The organism is Caldimonas taiwanensis NBRC 104434 (assembly GCF_001592165.1).
In the GTDB taxonomy this organism is placed as follows: Bacteria; Pseudomonadota; Gammaproteobacteria; order Burkholderiales; family Burkholderiaceae_C; genus Caldimonas; species Caldimonas manganoxidans.
In genome coordinates, this window is sequence record NZ_BCWK01000012.1 from 33,266 (window position 1) to 48,941 (window position 15,676).

The following is a 15,676-nucleotide window of genomic DNA, read 5'->3' on the forward strand; positions in this document are numbered from 1 at the left end:
GGATTGTGCAGGAAAGCCCCTGCAAGTTGCCGCCCCAAGGCAGGATCGGCGCTGCACTTCGTTAAGCTTGTCGGCTTTGGAGTCTGGCGATGTCCGAAGCGCAAGAAATCACGCTGGCTGGCGGCTGTTTCTGGTGTCTGGAGGCGGTGTTCGACCGTGTCGAGGGTGTGCTCGACGTGGAGTCGGGCTATTCGAATGGGAGCTGGCACAGCCCCAGCTATGAGCAGGTGTGCTCGGGCCAAACCGGTCATGCCGAGGTCGTGCGTGTGCGCTTCGATCCGCAGCGCATCAGCTTGCGCGAGATTCTGGAAATTTTCTTCACGATTCACGATCCGACGACCCTGAACCGGCAAGGCCACGACGTGGGCCCCCAGTACCGCTCGGGCATTTATTTCCACACGGCCGAACAGGAACGTGTGGCGCGTGCGCTGATCGCCGAGCTGAGCGCAGCGGGGGTGTGGAAGGATCCCATCGTGACCGAGGTCGCCCCGGTGGACAACTATTGGCCGGCCGAAGCCTATCACCAGGACTATTTCCTGAAGCATCCCGAGCAAGGCTATTGCGTGCATGTCGTGGCGCCCAAGGTGGAGGAGTTCCGCCGACGCTTTGCTCACAAGGTGCGCAAGGGATGATCGCCTGGCGCGACCTGAGCGTGCAGTATCCGCGCGGTCCGTGGCTGCGCTTTGCCGACATGCAGCTCGACACCGGGCGCACGCTGTTGTTGCGTGGTGCCTCGGGCACCGGCAAGTCGAGTTTGCTGGCCTTGCTGGCCGGCTTGTCGAGCCCCACGAGCGGCGAAATCGAGGTCGATGGCGTGCCGCTGCATCGCTTGACCCCACGCCAGCGCGATGCCTGGCGCGCCGCGCATCTGGGTGTGTTGCCGCAGCGGCTGCATTTGAGCCAGAGCCTGAGCGTGGCCGACAATCTGGCCTTGGCCCTGTGGGCCGGGGGGCGGGCGCATCAAGCGGCCCAGCGGGTGCCGCAGGTGTTGCAGCGCTTGGGCGTGGCCGATCTGGCCGGGCGCCGACCGCATGAGCTCAGCGTGGGGCAGGCGCAGCGGGTGGCTTTGGCGCGTGCGCTGCTGTGCGAGCCCCGCCTGCTGTTGGCCGACGAGCCCACCGCCAGCCTGGACGATGCATCGGCCGCCGATGTGCTGGCGCTGCTGCGTGAGCTGAGCCGCGAACGGGGTGCGACCCTGGTCATCGCCACCCACGACTCACGGGTCGTGCAGGCGCTGGCGGCCGACGATCCGGTGGAGATGCGGCTGTGAATCTTGCGCGTCTGTCCTGGACCTACCTGTGGGCACGCCCTTGGGCGACCTTGCTGCATCTGGGCCTGCTGAGTTTGAGTTTGGCTTCCATCACCTTGGTGTTGCTGGTGAGCGAGCAGATCGAGAAAGGCCTGCAGCGCGACTTGGCCGGCATCGACCTGGTGGTGGGGGCCAAGGGCAGCCCGATGCAGCTCATTTTGGCCGGTGTGTTCCATTTGGACGTGCCCACGGGCAACATCCCGGCCGAAGAGGTGCAGCGCTGGCGCGCGCATCCCTTGGTCGAGGCGGTCATTCCGGTGTCGCTGGGCGACAGCTACCGGGGGTTTCGCATCGTGGGCACCGAGCCTGCGTACCTGACACATTACGGTGCGAGGTTCGCTCAGGGGCGTGTGTGGCGCGAGACGCTGGAGGCGGTGCTGGGCGCCGATGTGGCCGCACGCACGGGGCTGCGGGTGGGCGACCGCTTCGTCGGCGTGCATGGTTTGGGCGGCGAGGGCGAAGCCCATGGTGAGACGCCCTACACCGTGGTGGGGGTGCTCGAACGCAGTGGGCGGGTGCTGGACCGGCTGATCCTTACCTCGACCGAGTCGGTCTGGGAGGTCCATGAGGCCGCGACCGCGCTGGACGAGGCCGATCGGCGCGAGCTGCAAGCCGAGCGAGAGGTGACGCTCCTGCTGCTGCGTTACCGCAGCCCGCTGGCGGCCGTGAGCCTGCCGCGGCTGATCAATGCCGAGACGGCGCTGCAGGCCGCATCTGCGGCCCAGGAGACGGCCCGCTTGTTGCGCATCGTCGGCGTGGGCGTCGATGTGGTGCGTGGCTTCGGGTGGGTGCTGCTGGCCGTGGCGGCGCTGTCGGTGCTCATGGGTCTGTACCATGCCGTGCGGGAGCGGGCCTACGATTTGGCCATGCTGCGCATGCTGGGGGCGCCGCCGCACAGGGTGGCCGCCGTGGTGCTGGCCCAGGCGTTGTGGCTGGCCGCAGGCGGCTTGCTGTTGGGCTTGGCCCTGGGTCATGGCCTGACCGCGTGGTTGGGATGGCTCCTGGCGCAGCGTCCCTCGGTGGCGTTGAGCGGCTGGACGTGGCTCAGCGCCGAGTGGGCGGTGGTGGCCGGGGCTCTGGCCGTGGCGGTGTGCTGTGCGGCCTTGCCGGCTTGGCAGGCGTACCGGCTCGACGTCATGCGGCTGTTGCAAGCGCCGCGCTGAGAGGCTCGGGCCGGCCCAGTGGCACCGGATGAACCTTTGGGCCGGCGGCGGGTCGATGAAACGAGCCGTGTCTTTGATGATGTGTGGAGGCTGTCGTCGCATGAAATCCAGGTTCCCGTCTTTGTTGCTGGCTTTGGCGTTGACTTTGGGGGGCGCCCTGGCCTGGGCCCAGACGGCCCCAGCGCTGTCGGACCATGTCAAGAAGGACATCGAGCGCCACCGCGCGATGGCCGCGGCCCATGAGGCCGCGGCACGTTGTCTGGAGTCTGGCAAGAGCGAGGAGTCCTGCCTGAAAGAGCTGCAGGCGGCCTGCAAGGGCTTGGGCATCGGCAAGTACTGTGGCATGCGCCACGTTCATTGAGTCGGGCTCATGATCGACCGTCGCGGCGTGGTCGCTGGCTTGCTGCTTCTGGCGGCTCGTGGGGGTTGGGCACAGCCTTCCCCAGCGCGAGGCGCGGCGGGGTTGGCGGCGCCATTGGGTAGCGGGCCGGGCTACCACAGCCCGGACAGCCCGATTCCTCCTTTGCAAGAGCGCGAGGGGGTGCTGTCCTGGAAGCGGCTCGCCGCGGTTCAGACCCGGGCCGAACGCCAGCGGCTGCGGCCGATCTTCCCGGCCGACGTGAAGGCGCTGGACCAGCAGATCGTCAAGGTGCAGGGTTTCATGATGCCGTTGGACGCCAGCGAGCGTCAGTACCACTTTTTGTTGTCGGCCGTGCCCACGACGTGCTCGTTTTGCATTCCCGCCGGCCCGGAAGGGCTGGTCGAGGTGCGGGCCAAGACGCCGGTGCGTTACAGCGTGGATCCGGTGGTGGTCCAAGGGCGGCTGTCCGTGCTGGACAACGACCCCTACGGATTGTTCTACCGTCTGACCGACGCGCAGCCGGCGCGCTGAGCGCGTCCCTGCCGGGGGCGCCCAAGCGGGGGCGTGAACTCGCTACACTGGGCAGATACTGCCCTTCAGGCTCACATGTCCTGCCCTTCGCCAGCCGGCGCTCTCCCTTTCGATCCTTCGTTCATCGAGGCGGCTGCGCGGGCCTTGATGGACCTGGCTTCCGAGCCGTTGTTCATGGCCGATGATCTGGGCCGCATCGTCTATGGCAATGCGGCCTGGCAGGCTTGGACCCAGCGCCAGGCGCAGGGAGACCACGAGGTCAGGGCCGTGGTGCAGGCCCGCATGTCGTCGCAGGATACGCAGGAGCCGCCGCCGGTGAGGCTCGGTGGGAGCTGGCTGCAGCTGCGTCGCTGGCGCGGGCCGACCGGGGTGGGCGCCTGGTTGGGGCGCTTGTCGGTGGCGCCCGCCTCGCCGCAGACCGATCACGACAGGACGCCTGGGCTGGCGCAGCGCTTGGCGATGACGCAGGACTTCGGGCGCTTGGCGGTGTGGGAGCGCCATCTGGACGACCAGCAGGCGTTTTGGGATGAGCACATGTTCCGGTTCTTTGGGCTGCTGCCCGAAGCCCGGGCGCCCGATCTGGACACGATCTGGGCGTTGATCCATCCCGACGACCGCGAGCGTGTCCGGCAGAGCTGGCATGAAAGCATTCGCACGCCTGGGGCCTATCAGGTGCGCTTCCGCCTCGTGCCACGCGCCGGTGGCATGCGCATGGTGCATTCGCTGTGGCAGGTGGTGGCCGATGCGCAGGGACGGCCGCAGCGCGTGCAGGGGGTGTTGGTCGATGACACCGAGAGCTTCGAGCAGGGCGCGCAAGTGCGCAAGCTCAGCACGCAATTCGAGCTGGCGGTGGAGCTGGGCCAGTTGATCCTTTGGGCGCATGACCTGGCCACCGACGAGCTGCATGTCAATGAACGGGCGGCGGCAATGCTCGGTTTCCCGGGGCGGGGGGTGCTGCCCTTGCATGAAGTGCGTGCCCGTGTGCACGAGGACGACCGCGAGGCCTTGGCCGAGGGGCTGCGTCGCGCGCTGGCGGGCCGCCAAGCGGTCGATGTCGTGGCCCGCTGTCTCGACGGCCAGGGCGTGTATCGCACGCTGCTGACGCGCCGCACGGCGCAGCGTGACGAGACCGGGCAGGTGGTGGCCGTGCTGGGGGTGGCGATGGACATCACCGAACGCCGCCATACCGAACTGGCCTTGCAACAGGCGCAGGCGCGTGCGGCCTTGGCCACCCGCGAGGCTGGCGTTGGCACCTGGGAGCGCGATTTGCGCAGGGGCATCAGTCACTGGGATGCGCAGATGTATTTGTTGCGCGGCCTGTCTCCGGACGATCCGCGCCCGGTGGAGGCGTTGCGCATGAGTTGCGTGCATCCCGAAGACCGGGCCGCGATGGCCGAGCGTTACGAGCAGGTTCGCGCCGGCCTGCTGGACCGCACGGCCTTCGAGTTCCGTGTCCGGTGGCCTGACGGCAGCGAGCATTGGCTGGCCACGCGCGCACACGTGGTGCGCGACGACAGCGGTCAGCCGGTGCGCATGCTCGGGGTCAACTGGGACATCACCGAGGCCAAGCGCGCCGAGCAGGCTTGGCGCGAGAAGGCTGCGGCCGAGCAGGCGAGCCGGGCCAAGTCGGAGTTCCTGGCGCGCATGAGCCACGAGTTGCGCACCCCCCTCAATGCCGTGTTGGGGTTCACGCAGATCTTGCTGGCCGACACGACGCAAGTGCTCAGCCCGGCCCAGCGGCAACGGGTCCACCACATCGAGGCCGCGGGTCGGCATTTGCTGACCCTCATCGAGGACATGTTGGACCTGGCGCGCATCGAGGCTGGCGCGGTGACCTTGCATCTGCAGCCCCTGGAGGCGCGCGCCGTGCTGGCCGATGCCCTGGGCCTGGTGGCGCCGATGGCCCGGGCGCAGGGCATCGAGCTGCGCATGGGCTCCCTGGCCGGCTGGGTGCTGGCCGACCCGCAGCGACTGCGCCAGGTGTTGATGAATCTGGTGTCCAATGCGATCAAGTACAACCGCGCAGGTGGGCGGGTGGACGTGGCCGCGCACGAAACGGCGCAGGAGTGCGTCCTGGTCGTGCGTGATACCGGCCGGGGCATGAGCGAGGACCAGGTGCGGGGCTTGTTCGAGCCCTTCAATCGCCTGGGCATGGAGCGTGAGGGCATCGAAGGCACGGGCATCGGGTTGTCGATCGCTCGCCAGCTCGTGGCCCACATGGGCGGACGCATCGAGGTGCGCAGCCGCTTGGGCCAGGGCAGCGAGTTCCAGGTGTGGTTGCCCAGGGCCGAGCCGGCCGAGGCCGACCCGGCCGCGCCCGCGCTGGTGGCTGCGCCTGCGGTGTCGCCGCAAGCCGCGCACGGGCCGGCGCCGCCCGGGCTCGAACTGGTCTATATCGAGGACAACGACGTCAATGTCACGCTGGTGCGCGAGATCTTGGCGCTGCGACCGGCGGTTCGCTGCAGCGTCGCCGGGGATGGGGCCGGCGGCCTGGCCTTGGTCCACGCCGTGCGGCCCGATGTGGTGCTGGTGGACATGCACCTGCCGGACATGGATGGCCACGAGGTGCTGCGCCGTCTGCGTGCCGACCCGCGTACTGCGGCCGTGCCCTGCATTGCGCTGTCGGCCAACGCCATGCCCGAGGATGTCCAGCGGGCCTTGGCCGCCGGTTTTGCCGAGTACTGGACCAAGCCCATCGAGGTGGCGCGCTTTCTGGCGGCCATCGATCGCCTGCTCCAGGCGCGCGCGGACGGCGCGTCTGCGGCAGGGTGAGCATGCCTCAAGGCGCCAGTCGCTCGCGCACCCACTGGCCGTGCTCGTCCAGGCGGTAGCGCAGCCGATCGTGCAGACGGGATTTGCGGCCCTGCCAGAATTCCCAGCGATCCGGCACCAGGCGATAGCCGCCCCAATGCGGCGGCCGCGGAGGGTCCAGGGCGAATTGCGCCGCATAGCGTGCGGCATTGGCCATCAGCACGGCGCGCGAGGGGATCACCTCGCTTTGAGGCGAGGCCCAGGCCCCGATGCGCGAGTCCAGCGGGCGCGAGCGGAAGTATTCGTCCGATTCGGCCTCGGACACTTTCTCGACCCGACCTTCGATGCGCACCACGCGTTCGAGCTCGACCCAATGGAATTGCAAGGCCGCGTAGGGATGCACCTCCAGCTCGCGGCCCTTGCGGCTGCGATAGTTGGTGAACCAGACGATGCCGCGCTCGTCGCAGCCCTTGATCAGCACGATGCGGGTGGAAGGCCGGCCGTCGGCGCCGACGGTGGCCAGCGTCATCGCATTGGGTTCGGGCAGTTGCGCGGCCAGGGCCTCGTCGAGCCAGCGGCGAAACTGGCGCAGCGGATCGGGGTCGGCATGCCGTTCATCGAGCTCGGCGCGTTCATAGCTCTTGCGCAGATCGGCCAGACGTTTGTCCATGGTCGGCAGTATAGGCACCGCCCGCGCGCGGCGCGCCGACCATCGGAGCCAACCCCAAGCGGGTCGCTCCCTAGGGCTTGTCCCCAACCGGGCTGTCCCCAGTGGCGCCGGCGCTCCAACTGGGCTTCCATAGGAGAGCATCCGGCCGCTGCGCCCGTGCATCATCTCAACCAGGAGGAATCTGATGTCGTCTTCGCCCGTGGTCATCGTCCTGGCCGCCGGGGCAGGCTCGCGCTTCGAGGGCGCGGGGCACAAGCTCACGCAGGCGCTGGGCTCCACCACGGTGCTGGGAGCCACCTTGCAACAAGTGCTGGCCAGCCGTCTGCGGCTGGTGGTGGTGACCACCAGCGGCTTGCGAGACATGGTCAAGGGCTGGGTCGCCACGCAAGACGTCGTCGTGGTCCCCGCGGGCTCGGACGGGGCTGGGGAGCACCTGGGCATGGGCTATTCGATTGCCGCCGGCGTGCGCGCGCGCGGCGATGCCTCCGGCTGGTTGGTGATGCCTGGCGACATGCCCTTGGTGCGTCCGTCCACCTTGAGGGCGGTGGCCATGGCGCTCAGTGCCCATCCGGTGGCGTATGCGCAATTTCAGGGGCAGCGGGGCCATCCGGTGGGCTTTGCTGCGGAGCTGTATTCGGAGCTCGCCGTCTTGGACGGGGACCAGGGCGCCCGCCGCATCCTGGCGCGTTATCCGGCTGCGGCGGTGGAGGTCGACGACCCCGGGGTGCTGGTGGACATCGACACCCGAGCCGATTTGCTGTCGGTGCAGGCCCGCCTGCCGCCGTCGGGCGCGGTGCCGGCGGCCCACCGGGAACGGCAGCCGCCTTGAGCGCTGCGCCGCGTCAGTCGTCCAGCAAGCCGTGACGGCGGGCCAAGGCCAGCAGCCCGGCCAGTGCGCGGTCGTGGATGCCTTGCTCTTGCAGGCAACGCTGCGTGCGCACCACGTAGTCCAGCGTCGAGCCATAGCGACCGCGGGCGTGGCGCAAGATGTGCACCAGGCGGGCCTCGTCCAGCGTGCCGGTGTAATTGGGGCTGTCTCGGCTGAGCGTGAACGCCAGGGCGCGCACCGTGCCTTGGGCCGTGCGGCACGGTAGCCAGCGCGGGTCGTAGACCCCGGTGGGCATCTCGCGTTGCCACAGCTTGTCCAGCTCGCGCCGCGCGATGGCGCGTGGCACACGAAACACCACGCCTCGGCACGCCCCGCCGGGCATCAGCGCGAACACCAAGCCGGGCTCCAAGGGCGTGCCCCGGTTGATGCGCGACCACATGCTCAGCCGCCGGTGATAGCCGTGCACCCGGGCCGGCAGGCGCAGATCGTGCTCGATCTCCGGGTTCCAGATCAGCGAGGCGTAGCCGAACACCCACAGGTCGGCTGCGGAGGGCCATTGCGCCAGCGTGTGCTCCAGCAGGACCTGGGGGTCGCGCAGGATGGGCACGTGGCCGAGGTCGGAGAAGTGGTCCAAGGGAGGGCGCATGGGCGCGTCGAGCAGCGGCTGAGGATGCAGGGTCTGGTCCTCAGTTGTACTGCAAGTTCGTGGGTTTCGATTGGAGGCACCGTGGGAGACGGGCCACGGCCGGGCGAACATCGCCGCCGTGACACAAGTCCACCCCGACGCAGGGGCGGGCGGGCGTCTTGATTTGACGTTGTAACCAAGTTACCTAAGAATTGAGGTATTGGTTACAACCGCACGCCTCGGGCGTGCCCACCCTGCGATGAAATCCGTCATTCGAGAAGTGACTCAGCGCATTGCCGAGCGCAGTGCGGCCACGCGACGCGCCTATCTCCAGCTCGTCGAGGACATGGCCCGTCGGCCCCGCGGGGCCGACCGCATGGGGTGTGCCAATGTGGCGCATGCCTTTGCGGCGTTGCCGGCGTCGGACAAGTTGCGGGTCGTGGCCGAGCGGGCGCCGCACCTTGGCATCGTGACGGCCTACAACGACATGCTGTCGGCACATCAGCCCTATGAGGGCTTTCCGGCCGTCATCCGTGATGAAGCGCGCCGTCGGGGCGCCACGGTGCAGGTCGCCGGTGGCGTGCCGGCCATGTGCGATGGCGTCACCCAAGGCCAGCCGGGCATGGAGCTGAGCTTGTTTTCGCGCGACACGATTGCCATGGGCACGGCCGTGGCGCTGTCGCATGATGTGTTCGATGCCGCATTGCTGCTGGGGGTGTGCGACAAGATCGTGCCCGGCTTGCTGATCGGTGCGCTGCACTTTGGCCATTTGCCCTGTGTGTTCGTGCCGGCTGGACCGATGAGCTCGGGGCTGTCCAACAGCGAGAAGGCCAAGGTGCGCGAGCAATTCGCGCAAGGCCTGGTGGGTCGCGAGGCGCTGTTGGCGGCCGAATCGGCCGCTTACCACGGACCGGGCACCTGCACTTTTTACGGCACGGCCAACAGCAACCAGATGCTGCTGGAGGCGATGGGGCTGCATGTGCCGGGGGCGGCCTTCATCCATCCGCAGGCCGAGCTGCGCGAGGAGCTCACCCGCGAGGCGGTGCGCACGGCGCTGCGCTGCGTGGGCCAGCCGCAACGCGCCATCGGGCGCTTGGTCGATGAGCGTGTCATCGTCAATGCGATGGTGGCGCTGCTGGCCACCGGCGGCTCCACCAATCACCTCATCCATTGGGTGGCGGTGGCACGTGCGGCCGGCCTGTTGATCGACTGGAACGATTTTTCCGACCTGTCTGCCGAAGTGCCGCTGTTGGCGCGGGTGTACCCCAATGGGAGCGCGGACGTGAACCAATTCCAGGCCGCGGGTGGCCCGGGTTTCGTGATCCGCGAGCTGATCGAGCAGGGCTGTTTGCATGCCGATGTGGTGACCGTGGCCGAGGGGGGGCTGGCCGCCTATGCCCGCGTGCCGGTGCGAGGCCCTGCCGGCCTGACTTGGCAAGACCTGCCGCGCGACAGCGGCGACGACACGGTGCTGCGCCGTGCCGAGCGCCCCTTCAGCCCCACTGGCGGCCTGAAGCTGCTGCGTGGCAACCTGGGGCGTGCGGTGATCAAGACCTCGGCCGTGCCCGAGGATCGGCATGTGGTGGAGGCCCCGGCGCGTGTGTTCGACAGCCAGGAGGACATGCTGGCGGCTTTCAATCGCGGCGAGCTGGAACGCGATGTGGTCGTGGTGGTGCGCTTCCAGGGCCCGCGGGCCAATGGCATGCCGGAGTTGCACAAGCTGACCCCGCCGTTGGCCGTGCTGCAAGGCAAGGGCTTCAAGGTGGCGCTGGTGACCGATGGGCGCATGAGCGGTGCCTCGGGCAAGGTGCCGGCGGCCATCCATGTGAGTCCCGAGGTGCTGGCCGGCGGGCCGCTGGGCAAGGTGCGCGATGGTGACGTGATCCGTGTGGATGCCGTGGCCGGCACGCTCGATGCGTTGGTGGACGAGACCGAGTGGACCGCGCGTGAGAACGCGCAGCCCACGGCCGAGCAGCGTCATTCCCATGGCCGCGGCCTCGGCCGTGAATTGTTTGCCGGCATGCGGCGCAATGTCTTGAGCGCCGAAGAGGGCGCCTGTACTTGGTTGTGAACATCATGATGATCGATCCTTTGGAGTTGGCCGACCATGGCCCCGTCATTCCCGTGATCGTGCTCGACCGCGTCGAGGATGCCGTGCCGCTGGCGCGCGCGTTGGTCGACGGCGGGGTGAAGGTGTTGGAGGTGACGCTGCGCACCCCGGTGGCGCTGCCATGTGTGCAGGCCATCGCGCGCGAGGTGCCCGAAGCCATCGTCGGGGTGGGCACGGTGCGCCGGCCGCAAGAGGTGCGGGCCGCGGTGCAGGCCGGTGCCCGCTTTGCCGTCAGCCCGGGCTATTTGCACGAGATCGGCCAGGCCTGCCGCGACGCCGGCTTGCCGCTGCTGCCAGGGGTGGCCACCAGCAGCGAGGTGATGGCCGCCCATGCCGATGGCTGGTCTTTCTTGAAGTTCTTCCCGGCCACGGCCGCTGGCGGCGTGCCCTTGCTGAAGGCTTGGGCCAGCCCCTTTCACGACGTGGTGTTCTGCCCCACGGGCGGCATCACGCCGCAGACGGCACCGCAGTTCCTGGCGCTGCCCAATGTGAAGGTGTGCGGCGGCTCTTGGCTGACGCCGCCGGAGGCGATCCGCGCCGGTGATTGGGCACGCATCACGCAGCTGGCGCGCGAGGCCGCGGCGCTGCGGGCAGCAGCCTGAGGCTCAGGCGGCCTCGGTTTTGCGCTCGATCAGTTCGATCTTGTAGCCATCGGGGTCGGTCACGAAGGCGATGACGGTGCTGCCGCCTTTGACCGGGCCGGGTTCGCGCGTGATCTGGCCGCCGGAGGCGCGGATTTTCTCGCACGCGGCATACACATCGGGCACGCCGATGGCGATGTGGCCGTAGGCCGTGCCCAGTTCGTATTGCTCGACGCCGTAGTTGTAGGTGAGCTCGATTTCGGCATGCTCGGGATTGCTGCCGTAGCCGACGAAGGCCAGCGAGTACTGCTGTTCGGGTCGATCGGTGGTGCGCAGCAACTGCATGCCCAGCACGTTCGTGTAGAAGTCGATGGAGCGCTGCAGGTTGCCCACGCGCAGCATGGTGTGCAGGATTCTCATGGGGGGTCGATGTCGTCGTTGCACACCGCAGTGTGCCAGCAGATCGTTTTCCCTGAGCGGCGTCTGGCTTCACGGCGCCGATGGTGGGACGGCCACGGTGTAGTTCAGGGCTCGGCGTCCACCATCGACATACAGGATCTCGCCCGTGATGTAGCTGGCCGCTTCGCTGGCGAGGTACAGCACGGCATCGGCCACTTCGCGCGGCTCGCCCAGGCGCTTCATCGGCGTGCGACTGAGGATGCGCTGGCGAGCCTCTTCGCTGCCGAGCACGGCCTGGCGCGCCAGCTCGGTGGCGATGGTTCCGGGCGCCACGGCATTGACGCGGATGCCATGGTCGGCCAAGGCCAGGGCCATGACCCGGGTGAGCTGGTCGATGCCGCCTTTGCTGACGTTATAGCTGGCGATGCTGGGGATGGCCATCACGCCATTGACCGAGCTCATGTGGATGATGGCGCCGCCATGGCCTTGACGCACCATCTGGCGCGCACAGGCCTGTCCCATCAGGAAGGCGCCTTTGAGATTGACGCGCAGCACCGCGTCGAAATCGGCCTCGGTGATGTCCAGAAAATCCGCCGCCCGGAAGATGCCCGCATTGTTGACCAACACGTCGATGCGCCCGAAGCGCTGCACCGCGGCGGCCACGGCCGCGTCGACCTGCGCTTTGTCGCCGACGTCGCAGTGCTGATAGAACGCGGCGGCGTTTTGGGTGCACAGCCGCTGCTGCACGGCGTGGCCGGCGTCGTCGTCGATGTCGAGCAAGACCAGCTGAGCGCCTTCGTCGGCCAGACGTTCGGCGCAGGCCAGGCCGATGCCACGAGCCGCGCCCGTGATGACGACCACGCGATCTTGCAGCCCGAAGCGTATTGGGGCGTCCTTGTTCGGTCCAGGCATGTGAGGTCTCCTGAATGCAGGCCAGCCCTGGCGCAGTCGGGGCGCGCCAGGGCGGTGCATACAGTGTAGTGGGCCCTCAGGCGGGTTGAGCGGTGGCTCGCAAGCGTTTCATTTGCTTGCGCAGGCTCACCGCATCGGGGAGGGCGGCGCGGTCGCCGCCGTCCAGACGGAACACCCCCACGGCACTGGCCACCACTTGCGCTTGATGCTTGAGCTGGGCCGCCGCCGAGGACAGCTGCTCGACCATCGCGGCGTTTTGCTGTGTGATGCCGTCCATCTGGGCCACGGCTTCATTGATTTGGGAGATGCCGCTGAGTTGTTCCTGCGCGCCGGTGCTGATGTCGGCGATCAGGCTGCGCACCTTCTCGACGGCCTGCAAGGCCTCGTCCATGGTCGATCGCGCGGCCTGCACCTGCTGCTCGCCGTTGCCCACGCGCTGGGCGGATTCCTCGATGAGCTGCTTGATCTCTTTGGCCGCGGCCGTGGTGCGCTGGGCCAGGGCGCGTACCTCGCCGGCCACCACCGCGAAGCCGCGGCCCTGCTCGCCGGCGCGTGCGGCCTCCACGGCGGCATTGAGCGCCAGGATATTGGTTTGGAACGAGATGCCATCGATCACTTGGATGATCTCGGCGATGCGATGTGAGGACTGGCTGATGGCCTGCATCGTGAGGGTGACTTGATTGACCGCTTGGCTGCTGCGCTCGGTGACGCGGCCGGCTTCGCTGGCCAGTTCGGCGGCCTGAGCCGCCGACTGGGCGCTGTTGCGCACCGTGCCGGTGATTTCTTCCATCGACGAGGCCGTCTCTTGCAGGCTGCTGGCCTGTGATTCGGTGCGCGCCGACAAGTCTTGGCTGCCGGCGGCGATTTCGGCGGCGGCGGCCTGGATGCGCTCGACCTCGCGCCGGGCATCGCGCACGATGGACATCAGGTTGACATTGAGCTGGTTCATCGCCTGAGCGAAGTGGCCGATCAGGTCGTGCCGGTGCACGTCGATGCGCTGGGTGAGGTCGCCAGCGGCCATGCGGTTGGCCACCGTGAGCATCTCGTTCATCGGCAGGATCAGCAGGCGACGCAAATACTGGCGCATCAGCAGGGCCAAGGCGGCGGCCAAGGCCGTGCCGGTGAGCGCTTGCATCGCACCCTCACCGGCCCAGCCCGACGATGCGGCCTGTGTTCCCAATAGGTACGCGGCAGCCACGGCGGCGGCCGAGACCGCGCAGACCTTGGCCGTCAAGCCCAGCTGCGTCCATTGCGCCAGCCGGCCGGTCCAGCTGTTGCGCAACAGCTGGCCGCGATGCAAGACATGCACACGCCGTCCGGCGGCAGCTTCGGCCCGCATCTGGGCGTACAGCGCCTCGGCCTGGCGCACCTGCTCGCGCGTCGGTACGGTGCGTACCGACATGTAGCCCACCGGGCGGCCGGCCTCCATCAGCGGGGTGACGTTGGCCATCACCCAGTAGTACGAGCCGTCCTTGCGGCGGTTCTTGACCATGGCCCGCCAGGGCAGGCCGCTCTGGATGGTGGCCCACAAGTCGCGGAAGGCTTCTTCGGGCATGTCCGGGTGGCGGATCAGGTTGTGCGGCTGGCCCAAAAGCTCTTCCCGGGTGTAGCCGCTGACTTCGATGAAGGCCGGGTTGCAATACAGGATGCGGCCTTGTAGATCGGTGGTGGAGACGAGCGTTTCCCCCGGGGCAATGGGGTATTCGCGATCATGGACAGGCAAGTTGACGCGCATGGGGCCTCCCTGAGGCGAAACGGGACGATGCCGCTGTATCGGCCGCGGCACCCCGGGGGCACACCCCCCTTGAGAGGGGGGGATTGATGTCGATCAAGCTGGCCGCGTGAAGGAATGCGCACCGGCGGCCGTGTCATGCGCCGTCGCCGGGGCCTCCCCCCGTTTGGAGGGGGGCGCCTTGTCAGGGGGGCAGGACGCACGCAGCATCCGCCGAACTGAGGGAAAAAAGTATGAACGACGCATGGCCGGCCCGCGTGCTCGTGGTGGGCCGCGAGGGCAAGGACTGGGCGGAGCTGGCGCAATGGTTGGCGCCGGAGTTTTGTGTCGTGCAGACCTGGGATGAGGACACGGCCCCGGCCATGATCTTGATCGATGCGCTGCATCAGCCGTCCAAGCTGGCGTCGAGGATGCAAGTGCTGCGGGCCGATCCGGTGTGCCGAGCTGCGCCGGTGTTGGTCATGGCCGAGCCGGTGGAGGAGCAGACGCTGCAATCGTGGCTGCGCTTGGGGGTGAGCGATGTATTGACGCCGCCGTGGTCGCAGGCACGGCTGCGCGCCCGACTGAAACCCTATGCGCAATTGCACCAGGTGTCGGTGCTGCTGCGGCAAGGACAGCAGCATTTCGAGGACGCATTGCGCCAGCGCGTCCACACCGTCGCGTTGGAGCGTGATGCGTTGCTGTGGACGCTGGCGCTGCTGGCCGAGCGGCGCGACCATGAAACCGCCCGACATCGGCTGCGCATGCAAGGCTATGTGCGGGTGCTCGGACAGGGCTGGCGCCGCCTCAGTGGCCGATGGGCGGAGCTGGACGATGAGCGACTGGACCTGATGGCGCGGGCCTCGGCCTTGCATGACTTGGGCAAGTTGGAAATTCCGGTGCATTTGCTGCGCAAGCCTGGTCGTCTGACCCCGGAGGAATTCGCCATCGTCAAAACCCATACGCTGCGCGGCCATGCCGCCCTGGCCCGCGCGCAGGCGCAGCTCGACGAACCCTGCCCCTTGCTGAGCATGGCGCAGGAGATCGCCTTGACGCACCAGGAGCGCTGGGATGGGTCTGGCTATCCCCAGGGCTTGGCCGGTGAAGCGATTCCGCTGTCCGGCCGCATCGTGGCGCTGGCCACGGTGTATGACGCGTTGATCAGCGTGCGCAGCTACAAAGAAGCCTTGCCGCATGACACGGCCGTGGCCGTGATCGGCGGCTGCCGGGGCACGCATTTCGACCCGTTGCTGGTGGAAGCGTTCGAGCGCGAGCACGAGGCGATTCGGGAGGTGGCCGCCCGCTACGCCGACGATGCCCAGGAGATGCAGCGCTGGATCGACGAGGCCGGCCATGCGTCCGGTCCTGCGGACTCCGCATCCAAGGACGTGCCGGCTTGAGCCGGTTCGCACGCGCGCGCGCGCCGGCAAACCTCTTCAGCGCCACGACCTGCCCAGACCCAGGCCGACACTGAAGCGGCGGCTGGCCGCCGGTTCGAAGAACTGTTCATTGGCCGCCAGGTCAGCGACAGCAGGCTTTCCCAGCGCACCGACCAGCCGGCCTGCCAGGAGGCTTTCCATCCCACGCCCTGTGCTGGCATGGACATGCCAGCCAGGGTGTCCCTCCACGTTCAAGCCCGGCATCGCGCCGTGGCGAGCCTAGCGGCGCGAGCCACTGGGACAGGGCCAGCACCCGGGCACACGTTGCAGCGCGCCGGTCACGAC

Annotated in this window: 15 protein-coding genes; 10 read left to right on the forward strand and 5 right to left on the reverse strand. The window is 68.2% G+C overall.

Annotated elements, in window-relative coordinates:
• Positions 1 to 89: 89 nt before the first annotated feature.
• From msrA to CTA01S_RS11350, 6 genes are all read left to right on the forward strand, one after another.
• Entirely contained in the window at positions 90 to 632 is a 543-nt protein-coding gene (msrA, locus tag CTA01S_RS11325) for a peptide-methionine (S)-S-oxide reductase MsrA (RefSeq protein ID WP_019560976.1), read from the forward strand.
• Positions 629 to 1,270, forward strand: a complete 642-nt coding sequence (locus CTA01S_RS11330; protein ID WP_062195656.1) for an ABC transporter ATP-binding protein — start codon at positions 629 to 631, stop codon at positions 1,268 to 1,270. Before msrA ends, CTA01S_RS11330 begins: the two co-directional genes overlap by 4 nt.
• The gene (locus CTA01S_RS11335) at positions 1,267 to 2,472 is read left to right on the forward strand and encodes an ABC transporter permease (protein WP_062195658.1); all 1,206 of its coding nucleotides are present in this window, start codon (positions 1,267 to 1,269) and stop codon (positions 2,470 to 2,472) included. The genes CTA01S_RS11330 and CTA01S_RS11335 overlap by 4 nt, the downstream gene beginning before the upstream one ends.
• A gap of 100 nt (positions 2,473 to 2,572) precedes the next feature.
• Complete coding sequence (locus CTA01S_RS11340; RefSeq protein ID WP_062195659.1) at positions 2,573 to 2,833, forward strand: hypothetical protein; 261 nt, start codon at positions 2,573 to 2,575, stop codon at positions 2,831 to 2,833.
• Positions 2,834 to 2,842: 9 nt separating this feature from the next.
• A complete protein-coding gene (locus CTA01S_RS11345) occupies positions 2,843 to 3,364 on the forward strand; it encodes a DUF3299 domain-containing protein (protein WP_062195660.1) in 522 nt (173 codons plus the stop codon).
• Positions 3,365 to 3,439: 75 nt separating this feature from the next.
• Positions 3,440 to 6,136 (forward strand): hybrid sensor histidine kinase/response regulator, encoded by a 2,697-nt coding sequence (locus tag CTA01S_RS11350; protein WP_062195662.1) that lies wholly within the window; start codon positions 3,440 to 3,442, stop codon positions 6,134 to 6,136.
• A gap of 7 nt (positions 6,137 to 6,143) precedes the next feature.
• Here CTA01S_RS11350 and pdxH read toward each other — a convergent pair whose 3' ends face one another.
• Positions 6,144 to 6,785 carry a pyridoxamine 5'-phosphate oxidase gene (gene pdxH, locus CTA01S_RS11355; RefSeq protein WP_019560982.1) on the reverse strand — a complete coding sequence of 214 codons (642 nt, stop codon included), beginning with the start codon at positions 6,783 to 6,785 and terminating at the stop codon, positions 6,144 to 6,146.
• A 184-nt stretch (positions 6,786 to 6,969) separates the two neighbouring features.
• Here pdxH and CTA01S_RS11360 point away from each other — a divergent pair, with 184 nt between their 5' ends.
• Positions 6,970 to 7,614: a nucleotidyltransferase family protein gene (locus tag CTA01S_RS11360; protein WP_062195665.1), complete on the forward strand. Its 645-nt coding sequence runs from the start codon at positions 6,970 to 6,972 to the stop codon at positions 7,612 to 7,614.
• A gap of 13 nt (positions 7,615 to 7,627) precedes the next feature.
• On the opposite strand, the gene CTA01S_RS11365 is transcribed toward CTA01S_RS11360, so the two are convergent.
• Positions 7,628 to 8,260 carry a gamma-glutamylcyclotransferase gene (locus tag CTA01S_RS11365; RefSeq protein WP_062195668.1) on the reverse strand — a complete coding sequence of 211 codons (633 nt, stop codon included), beginning with the start codon at positions 8,258 to 8,260 and terminating at the stop codon, positions 7,628 to 7,630.
• 238 nt (positions 8,261 to 8,498) lie between these two features.
• Here CTA01S_RS11365 and edd point away from each other — a divergent pair, with 238 nt between their 5' ends.
• Together edd and eda are read left to right on the forward strand one after the other, a co-directional pair.
• Positions 8,499 to 10,310, forward strand: a complete 1,812-nt coding sequence (gene edd, locus CTA01S_RS11370) for a phosphogluconate dehydratase (RefSeq protein WP_062195670.1) — start codon at positions 8,499 to 8,501, stop codon at positions 10,308 to 10,310.
• A 5-nt stretch (positions 10,311 to 10,315) separates the two neighbouring features.
• Positions 10,316 to 10,951, forward strand: a complete 636-nt coding sequence (eda, locus tag CTA01S_RS11375) for a bifunctional 4-hydroxy-2-oxoglutarate aldolase/2-dehydro-3-deoxy-phosphogluconate aldolase (RefSeq protein ID WP_062195713.1) — start codon at positions 10,316 to 10,318, stop codon at positions 10,949 to 10,951.
• Between the two features lie 3 nt (positions 10,952 to 10,954).
• On the opposite strand, the gene gloA is transcribed toward eda, so the two are convergent.
• From gloA to CTA01S_RS11390, 3 genes are all read right to left on the reverse strand, one after another.
• Positions 10,955 to 11,350, reverse strand: a complete 396-nt coding sequence (gloA, locus tag CTA01S_RS11380) for a lactoylglutathione lyase (protein ID WP_084362407.1) — start codon at positions 11,348 to 11,350, stop codon at positions 10,955 to 10,957.
• A gap of 69 nt (positions 11,351 to 11,419) precedes the next feature.
• A complete protein-coding gene (locus CTA01S_RS11385) occupies positions 11,420 to 12,241 on the reverse strand; it encodes an SDR family NAD(P)-dependent oxidoreductase (RefSeq protein ID WP_062195675.1) in 822 nt (273 codons plus the stop codon).
• 76 nt (positions 12,242 to 12,317) lie between these two features.
• Positions 12,318 to 13,976: a methyl-accepting chemotaxis protein gene (locus CTA01S_RS11390; protein ID WP_062195677.1), complete on the reverse strand. Its 1,659-nt coding sequence runs from the start codon at positions 13,974 to 13,976 to the stop codon at positions 12,318 to 12,320.
• A 230-nt stretch (positions 13,977 to 14,206) separates the two neighbouring features.
• On the opposite strand from CTA01S_RS11390, the gene CTA01S_RS11395 reads away from it, so the two are divergent.
• On the forward strand, positions 14,207 to 15,352 hold the full coding sequence (locus CTA01S_RS11395; protein WP_019560990.1) for a response regulator: 1,146 nt from the start codon (positions 14,207 to 14,209) through the stop codon (positions 15,350 to 15,352).
• The last annotated feature ends 324 nt before the right edge of the window (positions 15,353 to 15,676 follow it).